Annotated in this window: 17 protein-coding genes, 1 other RNA gene and 1 other annotated feature; of the genes, 15 read left to right on the top strand and 3 right to left on the bottom strand. The window is 49.9% G+C overall.

Features of this window, described 5'->3' with window-relative positions; all coding sequences use genetic code 11:
• Positions 1-115 precede the first annotated feature (115 nt).
• From NST20_RS09575 to NST20_RS09565, 3 genes are read left to right on the top strand one after another with little or no spacing between them, the layout of a single operon-like run.
• Positions 116-556, top strand: a complete 441-nt coding sequence (locus NST20_RS09575; protein WP_342399346.1) for a MarR family transcriptional regulator — start codon at positions 116-118, stop codon at positions 554-556.
• A 7-nt stretch (positions 557-563) separates the two neighbouring features.
• Positions 564-1214 carry an HlyD family efflux transporter periplasmic adaptor subunit gene (locus NST20_RS09570; protein WP_342399345.1) on the top strand — a complete coding sequence of 217 codons (651 nt, stop codon included), beginning with the start codon at positions 564-566 and terminating at the stop codon, positions 1212-1214.
• Between the two features lie 9 nt (positions 1215-1223).
• Complete coding sequence (locus tag NST20_RS09565) at positions 1224-3047, top strand: DHA2 family efflux MFS transporter permease subunit (RefSeq protein ID WP_342399344.1); 1824 nt, start codon at positions 1224-1226, stop codon at positions 3045-3047.
• Between the two features lie 28 nt (positions 3048-3075).
• On the opposite strand, the gene NST20_RS09560 is transcribed toward NST20_RS09565, so the two are convergent.
• Complete coding sequence (locus NST20_RS09560) at positions 3076-4539, bottom strand: N-acetylmuramoyl-L-alanine amidase (protein WP_342399343.1); 1464 nt, start codon at positions 4537-4539, stop codon at positions 3076-3078.
• Positions 4540-4676: 137 nt separating this feature from the next.
• Between NST20_RS09560 and NST20_RS09555 the strand changes: the two genes are divergently transcribed.
• The 6 genes from NST20_RS09555 to NST20_RS09530 all read left to right on the top strand — a co-directional run bounded on the left by NST20_RS09555 (position 4677) and on the right by NST20_RS09530 (position 10632).
• A complete protein-coding gene (locus NST20_RS09555) occupies positions 4677-4853 on the top strand; it encodes a hypothetical protein (RefSeq protein WP_342399342.1) in 177 nt (58 codons plus the stop codon).
• Positions 4854-4980: 127 nt separating this feature from the next.
• Positions 4981-5203: a binding site (T-box leader), on the top strand.
• A 144-nt stretch (positions 5204-5347) separates the two neighbouring features.
• Positions 5348-6631: a histidine--tRNA ligase gene (gene hisS / locus NST20_RS09550; protein WP_342399341.1), complete on the top strand. Its 1284-nt coding sequence runs from the start codon at positions 5348-5350 to the stop codon at positions 6629-6631.
• The gene (aspS, locus tag NST20_RS09545) at positions 6628-8400 is read left to right on the top strand and encodes an aspartate--tRNA ligase (protein WP_342399340.1); all 1773 of its coding nucleotides are present in this window, start codon (positions 6628-6630) and stop codon (positions 8398-8400) included. The genes hisS and aspS overlap by 4 nt, the downstream gene beginning before the upstream one ends.
• Before the next feature lie 162 nt (positions 8401-8562).
• Positions 8563-8747, top strand: a non-coding RNA gene (gene ssrS, locus NST20_RS09540) — 6S RNA.
• 108 nt (positions 8748-8855) lie between these two features.
• Complete coding sequence (locus NST20_RS09535) at positions 8856-9791, top strand: bile acid:sodium symporter family protein (RefSeq protein WP_342400420.1); 936 nt, start codon at positions 8856-8858, stop codon at positions 9789-9791.
• Positions 9792-9864: 73 nt separating this feature from the next.
• Positions 9865-10632, top strand: coding sequence for a tRNA threonylcarbamoyladenosine dehydratase (locus NST20_RS09530; protein WP_017552633.1), 768 nt, complete (start codon positions 9865-9867; stop codon positions 10630-10632).
• A gap of 32 nt (positions 10633-10664) precedes the next feature.
• Here the strand turns inward: NST20_RS09530 and NST20_RS09525 are convergent, their stop codons facing one another.
• Complete coding sequence (locus NST20_RS09525) at positions 10665-11942, bottom strand: replication-associated recombination protein A (RefSeq protein WP_342399339.1); 1278 nt, start codon at positions 11940-11942, stop codon at positions 10665-10667.
• A 263-nt stretch (positions 11943-12205) separates the two neighbouring features.
• On the opposite strand from NST20_RS09525, the gene NST20_RS09520 reads away from it, so the two are divergent.
• The 6 genes from NST20_RS09520 to NST20_RS09495 all read left to right on the top strand — a co-directional run bounded on the left by NST20_RS09520 (position 12206) and on the right by NST20_RS09495 (position 19527).
• A complete protein-coding gene (locus NST20_RS09520; protein WP_342399338.1) occupies positions 12206-12949 on the top strand; it encodes an SDR family oxidoreductase in 744 nt (247 codons plus the stop codon).
• Between the two features lie 382 nt (positions 12950-13331).
• A complete protein-coding gene (locus NST20_RS09515) occupies positions 13332-13751 on the top strand; it encodes an Rrf2 family transcriptional regulator (protein WP_013859764.1) in 420 nt (139 codons plus the stop codon).
• Positions 13752-13771: 20 nt separating this feature from the next.
• Positions 13772-14917: a cysteine desulfurase family protein gene (locus NST20_RS09510; RefSeq protein WP_017552629.1), complete on the top strand. Its 1146-nt coding sequence runs from the start codon at positions 13772-13774 to the stop codon at positions 14915-14917.
• Positions 14918-14932: 15 nt separating this feature from the next.
• Positions 14933-16048 carry a tRNA 2-thiouridine(34) synthase MnmA gene (mnmA, locus tag NST20_RS09505; protein ID WP_342399337.1) on the top strand — a complete coding sequence of 372 codons (1116 nt, stop codon included), beginning with the start codon at positions 14933-14935 and terminating at the stop codon, positions 16046-16048.
• Positions 16049-16424: 376 nt separating this feature from the next.
• Positions 16425-17093 carry a tetratricopeptide repeat protein gene (locus NST20_RS09500; protein WP_013859761.1) on the top strand — a complete coding sequence of 223 codons (669 nt, stop codon included), beginning with the start codon at positions 16425-16427 and terminating at the stop codon, positions 17091-17093.
• Between the two features lie 10 nt (positions 17094-17103).
• A complete protein-coding gene (locus tag NST20_RS09495) occupies positions 17104-19527 on the top strand; it encodes an ATP-dependent RecD-like DNA helicase (RefSeq protein WP_342400419.1) in 2424 nt (807 codons plus the stop codon).
• Between the two features lie 465 nt (positions 19528-19992).
• Here the strand turns inward: NST20_RS09495 and NST20_RS09490 are convergent, their stop codons facing one another.
• Entirely contained in the window at positions 19993-20133 is a 141-nt protein-coding gene (locus tag NST20_RS09490) for a ribbon-helix-helix protein, CopG family (RefSeq protein WP_003352379.1), read from the bottom strand.
• Positions 20134-20188 lie beyond the last annotated feature (55 nt).

Raw genomic sequence — 20188 nt, 5'->3', positions numbered from 1 at the left:
TTAGTGTAATATAGTTGACAATTGTACTTTGGATATGCAAAGATAGATAGCGTTAATAATTCGGATGCGAATTATTTCGTAAAGAATCATTTAAGGGTTAAAGGAAGGGGGATACATGGAGAACGGTTCATATGATTTGTTAAAATCGCTTTTCAGGCTGAATAAAGCCATTTTTCGTTTGGCCGCGAAAGACGCGGAACAGCACGGTTTAACCGCGATGCAAATGTTTGTGCTGAATGCCATCGCGCTTCATCCCAATATGCGATTAAATGAGCTGGCGGACAGCCTTTATTTAACGAACAGCACGGTCAGCGGCATTGTCGACAGGCTTGTGCAGCAGGAATTTGTTAACAGGTTATCATCCAAGGATGACCGGAGAGCCGTTGTCCTCTGCCTGACCGAAAAAGGGAGAAGCAAGCTCAAAGCGTTTATGGACGGCAATACAGTGCTGAAACAAAAAATGGACCTGATCACAGAACGTTATGGAGCGGAGTTGGAAAATCTGTTAAGGCTTCACAACGAAATGCTGGACATTTTAACATCTGAGGAGGAGTAAACTTTTTATGAGCGCAAGACGGATGATTTTGATCAATATTATTATTCTTGTTATTCTCGTTGGCGGCGGTTTTACCGGATATTATTTTTACAACCGCTCGGTCAGCTATGTCACAACCGATAATGCCTATATTGACGGCCAGTCGGTCACCATCGCTTCCCCTGCAACCGGCAAACTTGTTTCATGGGACGGCAAGGAAGGCAAGGCATTTGCCAAGGGGGACAAAATCGGCACAGTTGAAGTACAAAACGGCGCCAATACGGTGAAAATGGATATTAAAGCGCCGGCGGACGGCACGATCGTGAAAAATTCCGCGGTTGCGAATACGTATGTTGCAGCCGGCACAACGCTTGCACAAAGCTATGATTTGGACGGCTTGTTTGTCACCGCTGAAGTAAAAGAAACGGATCTCAATGACGTGAAAACCGGCCAGGACGTTGACGTGTACGTGGATGCCTATCCGAACACCAGACTGACAGGAACTGTCGATTCAATCGGAAAAGCGGCTGCCAGCACGTTCTCCCTGATGCCGACGGACAGAAGCTCCGGCAATTATACGAAAGAAACACAGGTCATTCCTGTTAAAGTTAAACTTGACAGCTATGGCGGGCTGGACCTGGTTCCGGGCATGAACGTGACTGTGCGCATTCATAAGTAGGTGAATCCGATGGGAAAATTTATCGCAGGTTATGTTCTTTTATCGGTCATTGTCCTTCTTGTCCTGAATCTCATATTAAGGAACAGGGGAAGGAAGAAAAAGATGGAAAGCCCGCTTCTTGACAAGCGGGTGCCGGAAATGGAAACAATGCCTGCACCGCCTGAAAAAGCGGAAACGCAGGTGTCGGCAAAAACAGATGAAGGATTGGCGGCACGGCCAGAAAAAATGGAAACGCGCCGCACCGGAACGGACGGCGAAAAACGTCCGGCGGAAGCGCCCAGTCGAGCTGTTCCTCGGGAAGTGGAAGAAGGGCACGGCAGGGGGAAAATTGTTGCTGCCATGATGCTCGGGGCATTTGTGGCGATTTTGAACCAAACGCTTTTGAATGTCGCCATTCCGCATATTATGAACGACTTGAATGTGACGGCAAATACGGTGCAATGGCTGTCAACCGGATATATGCTTGTAAACGGGATCCTTGTTCCGGTTACGGCATTTATGATCAGTAAATGGGGCACGCGGAAAATGCTGATTACAGCCGTTTCCCTCTTTACGGCCGGATCGGTTTTGTGCGCCATTTCGACAAACTTCTCGATCCTGATGCTCGGGCGCATTGTCCAGGCTTCCGGTGCCGGGATCATCATGCCGCTGATGATGACGGTGTTCTTAACCATCTTCCCGCCGGAAAAACGCGGCAGCGCGATGGGGATGATGGGAGTTGCCATGATTTTCGCCCCGGCGATCGGCCCGACATTGTCAGGGTGGCTGGTCGGCCATTACGACTGGCACATTTTGTTCTGGATTGTCATTCCGTTCGGCGTGATTGATATATTTGTCACTTTGGCATGGATGAAAGATGTCATGAAAACGACAAACCCGAAAATCGATTTTCCGGGTATTATATTCTCCACGCTCGGTTTCGGATTTTTGCTGTACGGATTTAGTGAAGCCGGAAATGAAGGCTGGAGCAGCAAACAAGTGGTTATTTCCCTGATCATTGCCGTTATCTCGCTTGTTTTGTTCGTATGGCGGGAATTAACGACGGAAAAACCGATGCTTGATTTGCGTGTATTCAAGTATGATATCTTTACTTTAACGACGATTGTCAGCATGGTGGTGAATATGGCGATGTTTGCCGGGATGATTTTGCTGCCGATTTATTTGCAAAACATCCGCGGGTTTACAGCGCTTGATTCCGGTTTGCTGATGCTGCCGGGGGCGATCATCATGGGGATTATGTCGCCGATATCCGGCTGGCTGTTTGACAAGATGGGGGCAAGGCCGCTCGCTGTCTTTGGTTTGATTATCACCGTCTGGACGACTTACGAATTTACGAAGCTGTCGATGACGACCTCCTACGGCCACTTGTTGTTCCTATATGTTTTGCGCAGCTTTGGGATGTCTTTCATTATGATGACCATCATGACAGAAGGGATGAACCAGCTGCCAATTCATATGACCAGCCATGGGACGGCTGCGGCCAACACCGCCCGTACGGTTGCCGGAAGTCTCGGAACGGCATTTCTCGTAACCGTAATGTCCACTCGTGCCGATTTCCATACGGCAAACTATGTCAATGCCTATGCAAACCTCAACCCGTATGTGTCTGAAAAAATTGCGGCCATCGGACAGGGCCTGGCCCATGCTTCCGGTCTGCCTTCCCAGTACGGACAGGTGCTTGGCTCCTATATTGTATATAAAAAATCGGTTGTGAGTGCGACGATCAGCGGCATAAACGATGCCTTTTTCGTCGCGACCGGGATCGCAGCGTTTGCGTTAATTTTGTCGTTCTTTATCAAACGCGCAATGCCGCAGCCAAACATTAAAAAATAAAAAATGCCGGGGATGCCCCGGCATTTTTTTACTGAAAATAAGCTTTTAACCCGTTATAAATCCCGGCCACCGCCTTCGTTTGAAAAGATTTCTCCGCGATATGCTTTTCTTCAGCCGGGCTGCTCAAGTAACCGAGTTCAAGCAAAATGGCTGGCTGTGTATTTTCACGGATGACATGGAAATCCCCGAATTTTACGCCCCTGTCAACGGTGCCGAGCCGGCTTGTGATCTGGTTATTGACAAGCCTTGCGAAATTATAGTCCTGCGCGTGGTAATAGTACGTCGTATGCCCGCGCGTATGAGGATCTTCAGCGCTGTCAAAATGAATGCTGACAAAAGCATCGGCATGGTTTGTATTGCTGATGGCGGTTCTTTCCGGCAAGGATACGTACGTATCGCTGTTCCGGGTAAGGATGACGCGGGCGCCTGCTTTTTTCAGCTTTTCGTACAGGGCATTCGCCGTTTTCAGCGTCGCCAGTTTTTCAAGCGTGCCGTAAGCGCCGGTTGTGCCGTTATCCGTTCCGCCGTGCCCGGGATCAAGCACAATCGTCTTTCCCTTGATGCCTTTTTTTACAGTCTTATTGCTTTTTTGGGCGACATTTGCCGGAATATAGGCTGAAATGCCGCTTTCCATCCTGATTTTATACCAGCCGTCCATTTCTGAAACTACGGGAAAACGGTCCCCTGCCTTGGCGGTTCCCACCGTGTCCGAGCTGGATTGGGGCCTTTTGTAAAGGCTTGTGCCGGAATGGAGGGTCACCTCTGCTTCACTGCTGCGCTTTGCCTGGCTTTCGCGCGCCACGTAGAAGCCTGCGACCCATCCGTGCGTGCCGTCGTCCAGTTCGACTTCATACCAGCCGTGGTCGGTTCCGGTAATTTGCAGCCTCGTCCCGTATGTCACCGTTGCCACCGTTTCGCTTTGAAGCGAAGGAGACTGGCGGATATTCAGGCTGGAGGCGGCAACAATCGCGGCGCTTACATTGTTTTCCGCCGTTTTCCCGGCATCCCGGTTTGTTTCCGTCTGTACATACCGGTTGTCTGCCCAGCCTGAAACATTGCCGCTTTCGATATAAACCCAGCTGCCTTCCGTCTTGGCAACCGTGACAGCGGCGTTTTTTTCAAGCGTACCAATGATTGCGGCGGACTTGTCCGGCGCTTTTCTGATGCGCAGGCGGTCAGCGGTGATTTTTCCTTGTTCTGCTTGTTTTGCGGAAGAGGTGCCTGTTTCCACAAGCCAGTCCGCAATCCAGCCCGTATTTCCCGACGGCAGGCGGATTTGAAACCAATCCCCGTCTTTTTGAAGAACCGTGTACGTGTCGTTTTCAGCTGCTTTGCCTGTGATCGGGTAGGACACCCCGGGCCCGCTGCGGATGTAGACAGCCGCATGCGTCACCGTCACCGTCCCGGCCTCTTCCGCCCTCGCATGGATCACGCCGGGTGCAATCTGAAAAAAGAGTGCCAGGAAAAACAGCCGGAAAAAAAGTTTTTTCACATCTCCACCCCTCATCCCTGTCCGGAAAATTATGCACTATTTGTTATTCGCGCTCCGTAAAAAAACTCCTTTTTTCGGGTAAGAAAAAATAAAAAAGGGAAAAATAGAAAAGATGGAACGAGAAGGAGTGAACGGCATTGAGAGCAGCGGATAAAAATATGACAGCAGGTAATGTATTTAATCAAGTTTACGGCGTCAATTTCCAGGATCCGGGAATTGCCGGACAGGAAATGTTCAACGCTGAATCAGCAATCGAACCCGGCCTTTCAAGAGGGGACGTGAAACTTTTAAAAAAGAAGCTGGGGCGCTCATAATGAAAAATCCGATCCGAAAAAAAAGGGCATTTTCAGGCGCTGAACGCAAACCGGGGAAAAACTTTGCCGGCAGCCTTGACAACAGCCGGTGCCACGCGTAACATAATAAAAATAGATGGTAAAATTGGCAAAACCGATGACAAAGAAGAGTAATTAAGATCCGTGTGAAAAGAGAGGAAATGTCCCGGGCTGAAAACATTTCTGCGCAACGGCTTAATGAACGAACACTTTGTAGGTTCTGTCCTGAACGGAAATCCAGTAGGGACGGGCGTTACAGGCGTTAACTGTAAAAGTGGAAGCAGACGCTTCAATTAGGGTGGCACCACGGGAATTTAACTCTCGTCCCTTGTTTACAAGACAAGGGACCGGGGGTTTTTTATTTTACATAAACATTGGCTGAGAAGGAGGATACTCGTCTTCGTATTAATTTTTTTAGACATGGAGGATAAAAATGGAACCCCATCATTTTTCAGCAATAGAAGGAGGAGTACGCCATGACCGTTCAAATTCCGCGCGGCACGCAGGACATCCTGCCCGGCGAGGTGGAAAAATGGAATTATATTGAGAACACCGCAAAAAAAATATGTGAAAACTATCAGTACCGGGAAATACGGACACCGATTTTCGAATATACCGAGCTTTTCCAAAAAGGGGTCGGGGACACGACGGATATCGTCCAAAAAGAAATGTACACATTCAATGACAGGGGCGGGCGCAGCCTGACACTGCGGCCGGAGGGCACAGCGCCTGTCGTCCGTTCCTTTATCGGGCATAAAATGTTCGGAAACGCGGTCCAGCCGGTCAAATTGTATTACAACGGCCCGATGTTCCGTTATGAACGGCCGCAAGCAGGGCGCTTCCGTCAGTTTGTCCAGTTCGGCGTTGAAGCGCTCGGAAGCGAAGACCCGGCCATCGATGCCGAAGTCATTTCGCTCGCAATGGACATTTACAAACAGCTTGGTTTAAAAAATGTCAAACTTGTGATCAACAGCCTCGGCGATAAAGAAAGCCGGCTCAGGCACCGTGAAGCGCTGATTGATCATTTCAAACCGCATATCGGGGAGTTTTGCGCGGACTGCCAAAAACGTCTTGAACAAAACCCGCTGCGCATTCTTGACTGCAAAAAAGACCATGACCATCCGATCATGAAAACAGCACCGTCTATTTTGGATTATTTAAACGATGCGTCAAAAGCCTATTTTGATAAAGTTTTGCAGTTTCTCGGCACGCTCGGCATCCCTTATGAAATTGACCCCGGGCTTGTGCGCGGCCTCGATTACTATGTGCATACGTGCTTTGAAATTATGAGCAATGCGGAAGGATTTGGCGCGATCACCACCCTTTGCGGCGGCGGGCGTTACAACGGCCTCGTGCAGGAAATGGGCGGGCCGGAAACACCGGGGATCGGGTTTGCCCTAAGCATTGAACGGCTGCTTGCGGCACTGGACGCGGAAGGCATCGAACTTCCTGCCGGCCACAGGACGGACTGCTATGTTGTCGCGATCGGCGAGGAGACGAAACCGGCTGCTTTTAAATTGCTCCAGGCATTAAGAAGGGCCGGATTCTCGGCCGACCAGGATTATTTGGGCCGCAAAGTGAAAGCACAGTTTAAAGCGGCGGACCGGGTGAAAGCCGCGTTTGTTGCGGTCATCGGCGAAGAGGAGCTGCAGGCCGGGAAAGCAAGCGTCAGAAATATGGCGACAGGCGAACAAAAAGAACTGCCGCTTGAAGGGTTTATTACAGCCTTTAAAGATATGGCAAACAGGGGGGAAGCATGATGGAAGGACGTTCTTACTATTGCGGTGATGTAACGGAACAACAAATTGGCGAAAAAGTGGTGCTGAAAGGATGGGTACAGAGAAGGCGCGACTTGGGCGGACTCATTTTTATCGATTTGCGCGACCGCGCCGGCATCGTCCAAATTGTATTTAATACAGCGGTCTCTGAAGAAGCTTTTAAACTTGCGGAAAAAGTCAGGAACGAGTATGTGCTCGAAGTAGAGGGAAAAGTCGTCGCCCGTTCTGAAAATACGGTAAATCCGAACTTAAAAACGGGCAAAATTGAAATTCAGGCCGACCGCCTTGCGATCATCAACAATGCAAAAACCCCGCCGTTTATGATTGAAAACGAGACGGATGTGGCGGAAGACGTGCGACTGAAATACCGTTACCTCGACTTGCGGCGCCCTGTCATGTTTGAAACCATGAAAATGCGCCATGCGATTACAAAGTCGATCAGAGGCTTTCTCGATGAAGAAGGGTTTATCGAAGTAGAAACCCCGGTTTTAACAAAAAGCACCCCGGAAGGCGCCCGTGATTATCTCGTGCCGAGCCGAGTGCACCCTGGCGAATTTTACGCCTTGCCGCAGTCGCCGCAATTGTTTAAGCAGCTTTTGATGATATCCGGTTTTGACCGCTATTACCAGATTGCCCGCTGTTTCCGTGATGAAGACTTGCGTGCAGACAGGCAGCCGGAATTTACGCAAATTGATATTGAAACAAGTTTCATGAGCCAGGAAGACATTTTGGCCATGACGGAAAGAATGATCAAACGGCTGATGAAAGAAGTGAAAAATGTTGACATCGAAACGCCGCTGCCGAGGCTGACCTACGAAGAAGCAATGAACCGGTACGGATCGGATAAACCGGATACCCGCTTCGGCATGGAACTGGTTGATGTATCCGAAATCGTCAAAAACGCCGGTTTTAAAGTATTTGCGTCTACCGTCACCTCGGGCGGGCAGGTAAAAGCGATCAATGCAAAAGGGGCGGCAAGCAAATATTCGAGAAAAGACATCGACGCGCTCGGCGAATTTGCCGCACGTTACGGCGCGAAAGGCCTTGCCTGGTTGAAAGCGGAAAACGAAGGGCTAAAGGGCCCGGTCGCAAAATTTTTCACAGAAGTGGAACAATCGCAAATAGCGGCCGCGACGAATGCAGAAACGGGCGATTTGCTGCTGTTTGTGGCAGATAAAAAATCAGTCGTTGCCGATGCGCTCGGGGCGCTGAGGAACAAGCTCGGCAAAGAACTCGGCCTGATTGACGAGTCGAAATTCAACTTCCTGTGGGTGACGGACTGGCCGCTTTTGGAATATGACGAAGAAGCAGGGCGTTATACGGCGGCACACCATCCGTTCACGATGCCGTTTGAAGAAGATATTGAGAAGCTGGAAACCGATCCGGCAAGCGTAAAGGCGCAGGCCTATGATATTGTATTGAACGGATATGAACTCGGCGGCGGATCGCTCCGGATTTATAAACGGGATATCCAGGAAAAAATGTTCAAGGCGCTCGGCTTTTCAAAAGAGCAGGCACAGTCCCAGTTCGGCTTTTTGCTCGATGCGTTTGATTACGGCACGCCGCCGCACGGGGGCATCGCACTCGGCCTTGACCGGATTGTCATGCTCCTTGCCGGCCGCAGCAACCTCCGCGACACGATTGCATTTCCGAAGACAGCCAGCGCCAGCTGCCTGCTGACGGATGCACCGGGCGCGGTCAGCGAGGCGCAGCTGGATGAACTGCAATTGAAATTAAACGCAAAAAAATGATGTAAAAACCCGGAAAAAAGGGCATGAAATTTTTCCAGCCACTTGGCGAAAAAACGCGCCCGCTGCCGCTATCCCGTACGGACGGGAAAAATGCGGGCCGCCCGCGGGCCTTTTTTCGTTTGAAAACGGGTGAAAAAAATGCTATGATATAAACAAGTTGAATGAGTCCTGGGGTGTTCGTATATGTTCCTATCGTTTTGACCGAACACTTCATTATCGGGAGTCCGGAGTCGCCAGACGGCGTGCATGCCCTTTGCGGGGACGCATAAAGCCTGGTGCAGGGCACCCACCTGCTCGAGAGCGGGATCAAAACAGAGGATTGCAAGAACGGCACGTCCGGGGCTCATTCCACTCTTTTCCCTCTTTTAGAAAAAGAGGGTTTTTTATTTTTTGGAAAAGAAGGAATTTTTGTGTGTTTCTCGTTTTTTGATCGCGCAAACCGTTTCCTTGGCAAAATGATGCCGATTTTTATCCCGGGAAGCTTAATCATCGGGATGGTGCTCGGGCACCGGCTGACGGGCCTTTTATTTTTAGTGCCGTGGCTGTTTGCTTTTATGACTTTTACGGGGAGCATCGGCTCAACCTTTAAGCAGCTCGGGGCGGTTGTCCGCCATCCATTTCCGGTTTTGCTTGCTTTAGGGGTGCTGCATCTTTTTATGCCCCTGTTTGCTTACGGAACGGGGCATTTGCTTTTTTCCGGGCACCCGCTGACGACAACCGGGTTTTTGCTTTCGGCTGCCATTCCGACCGGTGTGACAAGTTTTGTATGGGTTATGATGCAAAAAGGGAATATTCCGCTTGTTCTAACCGTCATTTTGATCGATACCCTGCTGTCGCCGGTTGTTGTGCCGCTTACTTTGCTCTTGTTTGTCGGCAAGAGTGTACATATTGAGGTTTGGCCGCTCATGCAGGACCTTTTTACGATGATCGTCATCCCGTCTTTGCTCGGCATCCTGTTCAGCCAGTTTACACAGCTTGAAACCCAGCGGAAGGCCGCTTCAGTGCTTTCCCCGTTTTCCAAAATCGGCATGTTTCTTGTCGTCATGATCAACGGAGGGGTCGTATCGCCGTACCTCAGGGGAATGGATGCCCATGTGCTGTTTATTATTTTGACCGTGCTGTTTATTTCGGCTTCCGGCTATTTATTAAGCTGGATGATCGGCGCTTTGTTCCATCTTGACCGCAGCATGATCGTGACATTGACATACAGTGGCGGCATGCGCAATATCAGTGCCGGATCTGTCATCGCCGTCACCTTTTTCCCGGCCCAGGTTGTGCTGCCCGTCATCTCCGGCATGCTTTTTCAGCAGGTGCTGGCATCTTTTTTCGGAACGTTGCTTTCGAGCGTATACAGGGATAAAAAAACGGAAAAGCCGGCGGCAAGCAGCTGAACATAAAGGTTTGCTTTCCGGGCCGTTTTTGGATAATCTAGGGAAGAAATGAGTATGTTTGGAGATGAGAAAATTGCTGCACCAGTTTTCACGGAATGAATTGGCGATCGGGCAGGAAGGGCTGCAAAAGCTGAAAAACAGCACCGTTGCTGTTCTCGGGGTCGGCGGCGTGGGCTCGTTTGCGGTTGAAGCTCTGGCCCGGTCGGCAATCGGAAGGTTAATCCTGGTTGACAAAGATGATGTTGACATTACAAATATTAACCGCCAGATTCCGGCGCTGCTTTCCACCGTCGGGCAGGCGAAAGCCGATTTGATGAAAAAACGGATTGCCGATATCAATCCGGATTGTGACGTGATTTCTTTAAAAATGTTCTATACGGAAGAAACGGCTGAACAGTTTTTCTCTTACAAGCCGGATTATGTGGTGGATGCGAGTGATACGATCATTTACAAAGTGCATGTAATGAAAGAATGCCTGAAACGGAAGATCAAAATTATATCCAGCATGGGGGCGGCCAATAAAATGGACCCGACGCGCCTCCGCATCGCAGACATTTCCGAAACGCACACCGATCCGATTGCCCGCGTTGTGCGCCTGAAGCTGCGAAAAGAAGGCATCAAAAAAGGCATTCCGGTCGTGTTTTCCGACGAAAGCCCGATCGTCATCCGCGAAGATGTCCGCAAAGTGGTCGGAAATGAGGAAGCCGAAATCCGCAAAGCGAAAATGCCGCCATCATCCAATGCGTTTGTTCCGTCCACCGCAGGGCTGTTTATGGCCAGTTTCGTTGTCCGTGACATTTTGAAAGACATCCCGGTAAAAAGGGTAAAAGATGAACATTGAAAAAAGAAAGCATCCCAGATGCTTTCTTTTTTTTACGGCTGACGGTTCCACTCAATTTTTTCATATACTTGGGCGAGTGCCTGCTCAAATTTGCCCGTTTTTTTCGGGTCATAATAGCGGGCAAATTTTAGGGTGTCCGGAAGATATTGCTGTTTGACCCAGCCGTTTTCAAAATCATGCGGGTATTTGTAACCGATGCCCCGCCCCAGCCGTTTTGCGCTTTTATAATGGGCGTCTTTCAGATGGGCGGGCACTTCGCCGCTTTTTCCGGCACGGATGTCGGAAAGGGCGGCATCAATTGCCATCATCGCGGAATTCGATTTCGGCGACAGGCATAATTCGATGACCGCGGCTGCAAGCGGGATGCGCGCTTCCGGAAAGCCGAGCCTTTCTGCCGCTTCGATGGCGGCAAGGGTGCGCGCGCCGGCCTGCGGGCTTGCAAGGCCGATGTCTTCGTAAGCAATCACAAGGAGCCTGCGCGCAATGCTCGGCAGATCCCCGGCTTCGATCAGCCGGCCCAAATAATGGAGGGCGGCATTGGCATCGCTGCCGCGGATCGATTTTTGAAAAGCACTCAGCACGTCATAGTGCGCGTCGCCGTCCTTATCATGGGCAAGGCTTTTCTTCTGCAGGCATTCTTCGGCAATGGCAAGTGTAATGTGGATCACGCCGTCATTGTCCGGTTCGCTTGAAATGACGGCCAGTTCCAGCGCATTTAACGCGCTGCGCACATCGCCGTTCGAGCCTTGCGCAAAATGGTTAAAAGCCGCTTCCTCTATTTTCACTTTGTATTTGCCAAGGCCCCTGTCCGCATCATCAAGAGCACGGGCAAGCGCCGTCTTGATCTCATCAAGCGATAAAGGGAAAAGCTCAAAAATCTGGCAGCGGCTCCGGATCGCCGGGTTAATGGCATGGTACGGGTTGCTCGTTGTGGCCCCGATCAGGACGATCATGCCGGACTCAAGATACGGCAGCAAAAAATCCTGTTTTGCTTTGTCGAGCTGGTGGACTTCATCGAGAAGCAAAATGACTTTGCCGCTCATTTTTGCTTCGGCGGCGACAATCTCCATATCTTTTTTATTGTTCGTCACGGCATTTAATGTACGGAATGCATATTTTGTGCTTCCCGCAATGGCACTGGCAATCGACGTTTTCCCAACACCCGGCGGCCCGTACAAAATCATGGAAGAAAGCTGGCGAGCTTTTACCATCCGGTATATGATTTTATTTTTGCCGACGAGATGCCCCTGCCCGATCACTTCATCAATCGTGCGCGGCCGCATCCGGTAGGCAAGCGGTTCGTCTTTCATTTTAATCGCTCCAAACCTGTTTTCGTATCCTTATCTTATCAGATTTCACGGGCATGCGGAAAGCAATCAGTTTTCCCGGGCACGGGTTTTAAAGGGGAATAGGAATGATGGGGCTTTTTATATTTTTCGGTTGATCCCGGCTGTACATTGTTGCTTTTTTGATATAATGATGGTAAGACTGGAAATAGGTGCCGTGGACGGCCTCGGAGAAAATGCCGGCTGTGCATGGTTTTTGTATGATTTGACATAGGAAGGTGAACGGGGTGAAACTGAAAAATAAAGTGGCTGTCATTACAGGCGGCGCTTCCGGAATCGGGGAAGCAACGGCCTGGCTTTTTGCAAACGAAGGTGCGAAGATTGTCATCGGGGATGTAGCGGAATCCAAGATGGAAATTGCCGATAAAATCAAAGGAACCGGGGGAGAAGCCCTTTTTGTCCATTGTGATGTTTCCGATAAATACAGTGTCAAACATTTGATGGAGAAGGCGACAGATACTTACGGGAAGCTTGACATTCTGGTTGCGTGTGCCGGAATACCGGAAAAGCACGGGCCTGTCCATGAACTCGACCAGGATTACTGGCAAAAAGTTTTGGACATTAACTTAACCGGTGTGATGCTCTCCAATAAATATGCGATCCCGTATATGCTGAAAAATGGAAAAGGCGCGATTGTCAACATGGGCTCATTTATGGCCCATGTCGGAATTACCAACAGTGCGGCCTATTCCGCCGCCAAAGCCGCAGTTGTGAATTTGACGCGGGCGGAAGCTGTCACGTATGCCAAACAGGGCATCCGTGTTAACAGTGTCTCCCCTGGCACGACAGAATCCCCGGCGCTGAAATATTTCACAAAAGAACAAATTCAGGAAACCATTGACCACAATCCGATGGGCAGACTCGGCAAGCCGGAAGAAGTGGCGAAAGCCGTCTTGTTCCTTGTAAGCGATGACGCATCGTTTATTACCGGCACGGACCTTCATGTGGACGGGGGCTATACGGCACAATAAAAAACACCATCCGGGGAAAACCGGATGGTGTTTTTTTGGATGAAACCGGTTTTTTGAAAGAACCGGGCCCCTTCGAGACGTCTTTATCCATACCGATTGTCGCCCGCCGATATTTATCCCCCGCCTGCCCGGTGGGAGATAAGGAAATCCGATAAACAGGGCCTGCCGACAGATGGGGAAGATAAGCAAACAGGGACGGTGCCCTAAGCCGCAGGCCGGCCGCTCTTGTTTCGCATTATGCCGATAAATATGCTATAATATGTTAAGTTTGGGACCAGTCTGTTCGTTCATTTATATGAATGGGCTTCTTTTTTTACGCGCTCATCTGCCGTTTTTGGCTTAACAATTTTTTTCGGGAATAATCGGAAAGAGGTGGAATGAAATGAAAATCTCAACGAAGGGCCGCTACGGGCTGACCATTATGATTGAACTGGCAAAGCGGTACGGCAAGGGGCCGACTTCCCTGAAATCCATCGCCCAGAGCCAGAATTTGTCTGAACATTATCTGGAGCAGCTGATTTCCCCGCTCCGCAATGCCGGGTTTGTCAAAAGCATCCGCGGCGCTTACGGCGGCTATGTTTTAACGCAAAAACCTTCGCAAATCACAGCCGGTGATGTGATCCGCGTGCTGGAGGGCCCGATTACGCCGGTAGAGGGCATTGAAGACGAAGAACCGGTGAAACGCCAGCTCTGGATCCGGATCCGGGACGCGGTCAAGGACGTTCTTGACAGCACAACCATCGAAGATCTGGCCAAATACCGGGAAGATACAGAACCGGATGCCTACATGTATTATATTTAAATTGATATGGGGTGCGAAAAGTGGAGAAAATTTATTTGGACCATGCGGCCACTTCCCCTGTCCTTCCGCAAGTTGCAGAAAAAATGATGCAAGTGCTTACCGGCCATTTCGGGAATCCGTCGAGCATTCATGCATTCGGCAGGGAAGCGCGCCGCATTTTGGACGAAGCGCGCCAGGTGATTGCAGACAGCATCGGCGCGCAGTTTAATGAAATCATTTTTACAAGCGGCGGAACCGAAGCGGATAATTACGCGATTCTCGGTACGGCAGAAGCAGCCGCTGAAAAGGGAAAACATATTATTTCCACGGCAATCGAGCATCATGCTGTTTTGCATCCGCTGGAATATTTGGAAACAAAAGGGTACGACGTCACGTATTTACAGCCGGATGAAACAGGGCGGATTAAGGCGGAAGACGTGCAAAAAGCGCTCCGGAATGATACCATTCTTGTCAGCGTGATGTATGGGAATAATGAAGTCGGATCGATCCAGCCAATTGCCGAAATCGGCGGGCTGCTGAAAAACCATCCGGCCGTTTTCCATACGGACGCCGTCCAGGCTTACGGAAATGTGAAGCTCGACGTAAATGCCCTGAACGTGGACATGCTTTCCGTTTCGGCCCATAAAATTGGCGGGCCAAAAGGGATCGGATTTTTATACGTTCGGAACGGAACAAAATTGAAAAACCGCAACTTCGGCGGCGCACAGGAATTAAAACGCCGCCCGGGGACGGAAAATACGGCGTCCATTGCCGGTTTTGCCGAGGCCGTCAAATGGGCGCAGCAGGCGCTTGCTGATAAACCAAAGCAATACGGCACTTTTAAACAAAGATTTATGGAAATTTTAAAGCAGGAAAAGGTGGAATTTCAGCTGAACGGCAACGCGGAGGCGGCACTTCCGCATGTGCTCAACTTAAGTTTTCCGAAAACGGACGTGGAATCGCTGCTTGTCAATCTGGACCTTGCCGGGATTGCGGCTTCAAGCGGCTCTGCCTGCACAGCCGGGTCGATTGAGCCATCCCATGTCCTTGTTGCCATGTTCGGGCGCGATTCGGAACGGCTCCGCACCTCCATCCGTTTCAGTTTCGGGATTGCCAATACGATGGAGCAAGTGGAAGCGGCCGCCCGCAAAACGGCAGAAATTGTCCGCAAGTTCCAGCAACAATAGAAAAGAGGAGGCATTATGCAAAAAGCACCAGAAGATACAAGAGTGGTTGTTGGCATGTCGGGCGGCGTTGACTCTTCTGTTGCCGCCTATTTGCTTAAACAGCAGGGCTATGACGTGATCGGCATTTTTATGAAAAACTGGGATGATACCGATGAAAACGGCGTCTGCACGGCAACGGAAGACTACAATGACGTCATCCGCGTCTGCAACCAGATTGGCATTCCGTACTATGCCGTTAATTTTGAAAAACAGTATTGGGATAAAGTGTTCACATATTTCCTTGATGAGTACCGCGCGGGAAGGACGCCGAACCCGGATGTGATGTGCAATAAGGAAATCAAGTTCAAGGCTTTTCTTGAACATGCTTTAAACCTCGGTGCCGATTATCTTGCGACCGGCCATTACGCACGCGTGGCTTACCGGGACGGCGAATATAAAATGCTGCGTGGCGCGGATGGAAATAAAGACCAGACGTATTTCCTCAATCAGCTCGGGCAGCACCAGCTTTCGCGCGTGATGTTCCCGATCGGGGAGCTCGAAAAACCGCGCGTCCGCGAAATTGCGAAAGAAGCCGGGCTTGCCACGGCAAATAAAAAAGACTCGACCGGCATCTGCTTTATCGGCGAACGCAATTTCAAAGAATTTTTAAGCCATTATCTGCCTGCGCAAAAAGGGCTGATGAAAACGCTCGACGGAAAAGTGATGGGCGAACACGAAGGCTTGATGTACTATACGATCGGCCAGCGCCACGGCCTCGGGATCGGCGGTTCCGGCGAGCCATGGTTTGCTGTCGGCAAAGACCTGAAAGAAAATGTCCTTTATGTGGAACAGGGATTCCATCATCCGGCCCTCTACTCCGATTATATGACCGGCGTGAAAGCAAACTGGGTATCGGACCGGAAGCCGCCTGAAGAATTCAGGTGCACCGCGAAGTTCCGCTACCGCCAGCCGGACCAGAAAGTAACGGTCCAATTGCTTGGCGATGATGAAGTCAAAGTCATTTACGATGAACCGGTCCGCGCCGTCACCCCCGGCCAGGCTGTCGTTTTTTACAACGGCGAAGAATGCCTCGGCGGTGCCACGATCGATAAAATTTATAAAAACGAAGAACAGCTCATGTATGTCGGCTGATCTTACAGGAGCCATGCACACGATTGATGTGTGCATGGCTTTATTTATGGGCAAACAGGTCACCGCTCTAAACCTTTGGCCAGGGGAAACTGACTCCCGGATGAACATGGAAACGGAAAGTCCGGCATGATCGCGGCACAGGCTTTTGCACCAAGCAGGAAAAGGGCTGTTCTCCTTTATACAGCCCGAAAAGACGACCACCTCGCGCGCTGATGTAAAAAGCGCCTCGCCCTTCATATAGCCTGAGAAGCCCATCATCCAGGCCGGGCGCGGGAGGTGCAAAAGCAAGCCCTCACAAAATGCCGGGGTTCGTTAAAAAAGTGAAGGGATTCATTTTATGTTATAATACTCGTATCATCAATCAGGAGTGTACGAAATGAACAAGCATGAACGCGGTATGAAGGCCTTGCAAGATAAAAAATATGATGAAGCGCTGAAATGGTTTAATGAAGCGATCGAAGACAATCCGGACGACCCGGTCGGCTATATCCATTTCGGCGATGTGCTGCTTGCTGCAGGCGAGCGGGAAAAAGCGCAGAATTTTTACCGGAAAGCGCTGGAATTGAAAGAACTTCCCGCCCCCTTTTACAGCCTTGGCACAATCCAATACGAAGAGGGGCACTATGAAGCGGCTGCCGGCTGTTTTGAAAAAGCAATCCGGCTCGGGCTTAAGGACAAAGATACGTATTTTATGCTCGGCATGTGTTTTATGATGCTCGGCAATCCGCGCTTTGCCATGCCGTATTTGCAAAGGAGCGTCGAACTGGGCGAAGGGGATACGGAAGCGAGGTTCCAGTATGCGCTCTCCCTCGTCAAATCCAATTTCGCGGATGAAGCGCTGGAACAATTTCAAAAAGTGCTGGAACAGGACCCAAAACATACGGATGCTTTATACAATGCAGGCGCGATTTATATGCAATTCCTTGGCGACCTGGAGAAAGCGGCCCGTTATTTCAAAAAAGCGGTGGAGATTCAGCCGGGCCATCTGCTTTCGGGATACGGCTTGAAAATGGTTGAAAAACTGAAAGACATTGAAACGCTGTAAGGTGATGAAATTGGAAAAACAGCATGCGATGGATTTATTCCAGGACCAGGAAAATTTTATAAAAGGAAAGCATCTCGCGACCATTTTCCATAACGAGCAAAATTTGTATTCCGTCATCCGTGTGCGGGTTGAAGAGACCAATACCGGGATGGAAGAAAAGGAAACGGTCATTACCGGCTATTTTCCGCGCATCCATGAGCAGGAAACGTACACCTTTTTTGGAAAAATGCAGGAACACCCGAAATTCGGCCCCCAATTCCAGGCAAACCGCTTTCAGAAGGACATTCCCAATACAAAGCAGGGTGTTGTTGAGTATCTTTCCAGTGATTTATTCAACGGCATCGGCAAAAAAACGGCGGAGCGGATCGTTGGCGTGCTCGGTGAAAATGCGATCAGCAAAATATTGGAAAATCCCGCCGCCCTTGACGAAGTACCAAAACTGGCGCCGGAAAAAGCACAGCTGATCCATGATACGTTGGTTGAACACCAGGGGCTTGAACGTGTCATGATCGGGCTTGCGCAATACGGTTTCGGGCCGCAGATTGCGATGCGCATTTACCAGGTTTACGAGGATGAGGCGCTCGAAATGATCGCACAAAATCCGTACCGGCTCGTCGATGATATCAAAGGCATCGGTTTCGGGCGGGCCGATGAACTCGGCCGGCAGCTTGGCATCAGCGGGACGCATCCGCACCGCATCCAGGCCGGCTGCTGTTACATGCTGGAAATGGAAAGCATGCAGCACGGCCATGTGTACGTCCTGAAAGAAGAACTTGCGCAGGATGTCAAAGCCCTTTTGGAAGAGTACCAGAATGTTGAAATCCCGGTCGGCCTGATTGAAAATGAGCTGGTAAAACTGCAGGAAGAGAGCAAAGTGATCATGGAAGAAGACAAAGTCTATCTTCCGTCCCTCTATTTTTCGGAAAAAGGAATCGTTTCCAATATTGAGCGGATAATGTCGCAAACCGAGTATGCGGAACAGTTCCCGGAGTCGGAATTCCTGCTTGCCCTGGGCAGCCTTGAAGAACGGCTCGGCGTCGAGTATGCCCCGTCGCAAAAGGAAGCCATCCAAAAAGCGCTGATGAGCCCGATGATGATTTTAACGGGCGGGCCCGGCACAGGGAAAACAACGGTCATTAAAGGGATTGTGGAACTGTACGGCGAATTGCACGGCGTTTCGCTTGACCCGCAAACCTATAAAAAAGATGAGGCATTTCCGATTGTCCTCGCGGCGCCGACAGGGAGGGCCGCGAAAAGAATGGCGGAGTCAACCGGTCTGCCGGCAATGACAATCCACCGCCTGCTCGGCATGACCGGCATGGAGGACCTAGACGATTCAGAGGAACGGCAAGTAGAAGGCAAGCTCGTCATTATTGATGAAATGTCGATGGTCGATACATGGCTTGCAAACCAGCTGTTAAAGGCGCTGCCGGATGAAATCCAGGTCATTATGGTCGGGGATGAAGACCAGCTGCCGTCCGTCGGTCCGGGCCAGGTGCTGAAAGATTTATTGAAATCGGGTGCCATCCCGGTTGTCAGGCTGACAGACATATACAGGCAGAAAGATGGTTCTTCGATTATTGAACTGGCCCACCATGTCAAAAATGGGCGTATTCCGGAAAATATTTTTCAAATGCAGGCGGACCGTTCGTTTATCCGCTGTTCTTCCGGGCAGGTGGCAGAAGCGGTGGAAAAAGTGGTGAAAAGCGCGAAACGGAAAGGCTATACGGCAAAAGACATCCAGGTGCTGGCGCCAATGTACAGGGGGCCGGCCGGCATTGACCGCCTGAACAGCCTTTTGCAAAATATTTTTAATCCGAATGAGAACGGCGCCCGCAAAGAGCTGAAGCAGGGGGACGCGGTTTACCGGATCGGCGATAAGGTGCTGCAGCTTGTCAACCAGCCGGAACACGGAGTGTATAACGGCGATATCGGCGAGATTGTCTCCCTTTTTACCGCAAAAGAAAATACGGAAAAACAAGATATGCTCATCGTTTCTTTTGACGGGATTGAAGTGACGTATACGAAGCCTGATTTCAACCAGATTACGCTTGCGTATTGCTGTTCGATCCATAAATCGCAAGGAAGCGAGTTCCCGGTAGTGATTTTGCCGGTTGTCCGCAGCTATTACCGGATGCTGCGCCGAAACTTGCTGTATACTGCGATCACAAGAAGCAAAAAAATTTTAATTCTGCTTGGCGAAGAACCGGCTTTCCGGATGGGTGTGGAAAGGGAAGATGACCAAAAACGGAAGACGACACTGTGTGAAAAACTGGCTGAAGCATTAAAAACGGAACAAATAGAGGCAGGGACGGAGACACTCCTGTCCCTGACAGAAGAAAATTGGGACCAGGTCGACCCGATGATTGGCATGGAGGGCATTACCCCGTACACTTTCGCGGAAGAAAAGCAAACGGCTCCCCAAGCGGATTAAGCAAATCAAAAAGCAGCGGGGCCGGCCGCTGCTTTTTGATTTGGCTCAGGAATCAAGCTTTCTGGCAGGCCGGGCCTGGCTGATTTGGACATTTTTATCCCCGGCGTATCCTTTATTAGGGCTTGCTGAATAAGCAAAAGTCCTAGACTTGGTAAGGATACTGACAGCTTTGGCCGAACTTTAAATGCAAGGGTTTTATAAAAAATGCAGGAAAAACTTTGCACTCTAAAGCTGATTCAACATACAGAGAGGACAGAATAAAGCATTTTCGCAGATGCATTCTCCTATGATATTGAGGTAGAGCTTGCTGACAAATCAGATACAAGCCATAATCGGATTCGTTCAGCAAGCCCTTATTATTTTTAACGGCTTTCCGAAAGAAGTCTCCCATCCTCAAGGAATGTGAAGGTGCGAATCGCACCAATGAGTAGGTGGGAGATGAATTTCGGTTGGCTTTAGCCAAAGTTATTTTTCCAATCCTTTTCTCAACAATTCTAAGATTGCGGCTGTTCTAGTTGGAATCCCATTTTCTTTTTGATATTGCTCCAATTTTTCTAATATCGTCTTAGGCATACGAATTTCTACACGTTCTTTCTCTTCTCTCATGATTATCACCTCATATTGATTGTACGGATTTTTTACAATATAATCAATATATACG

Source organism: Weizmannia sp. FSL W8-0676, assembly GCF_038593015.1.
In the GTDB taxonomy this organism is placed as follows: Bacteria; Bacillota; Bacilli; order Bacillales; family Bacillaceae_C; genus Weizmannia; species Weizmannia coagulans.
The sequence above is the reverse complement of the archived record's forward strand: the minus strand, read 5'-3'. Positions and strand labels throughout refer to the sequence as shown.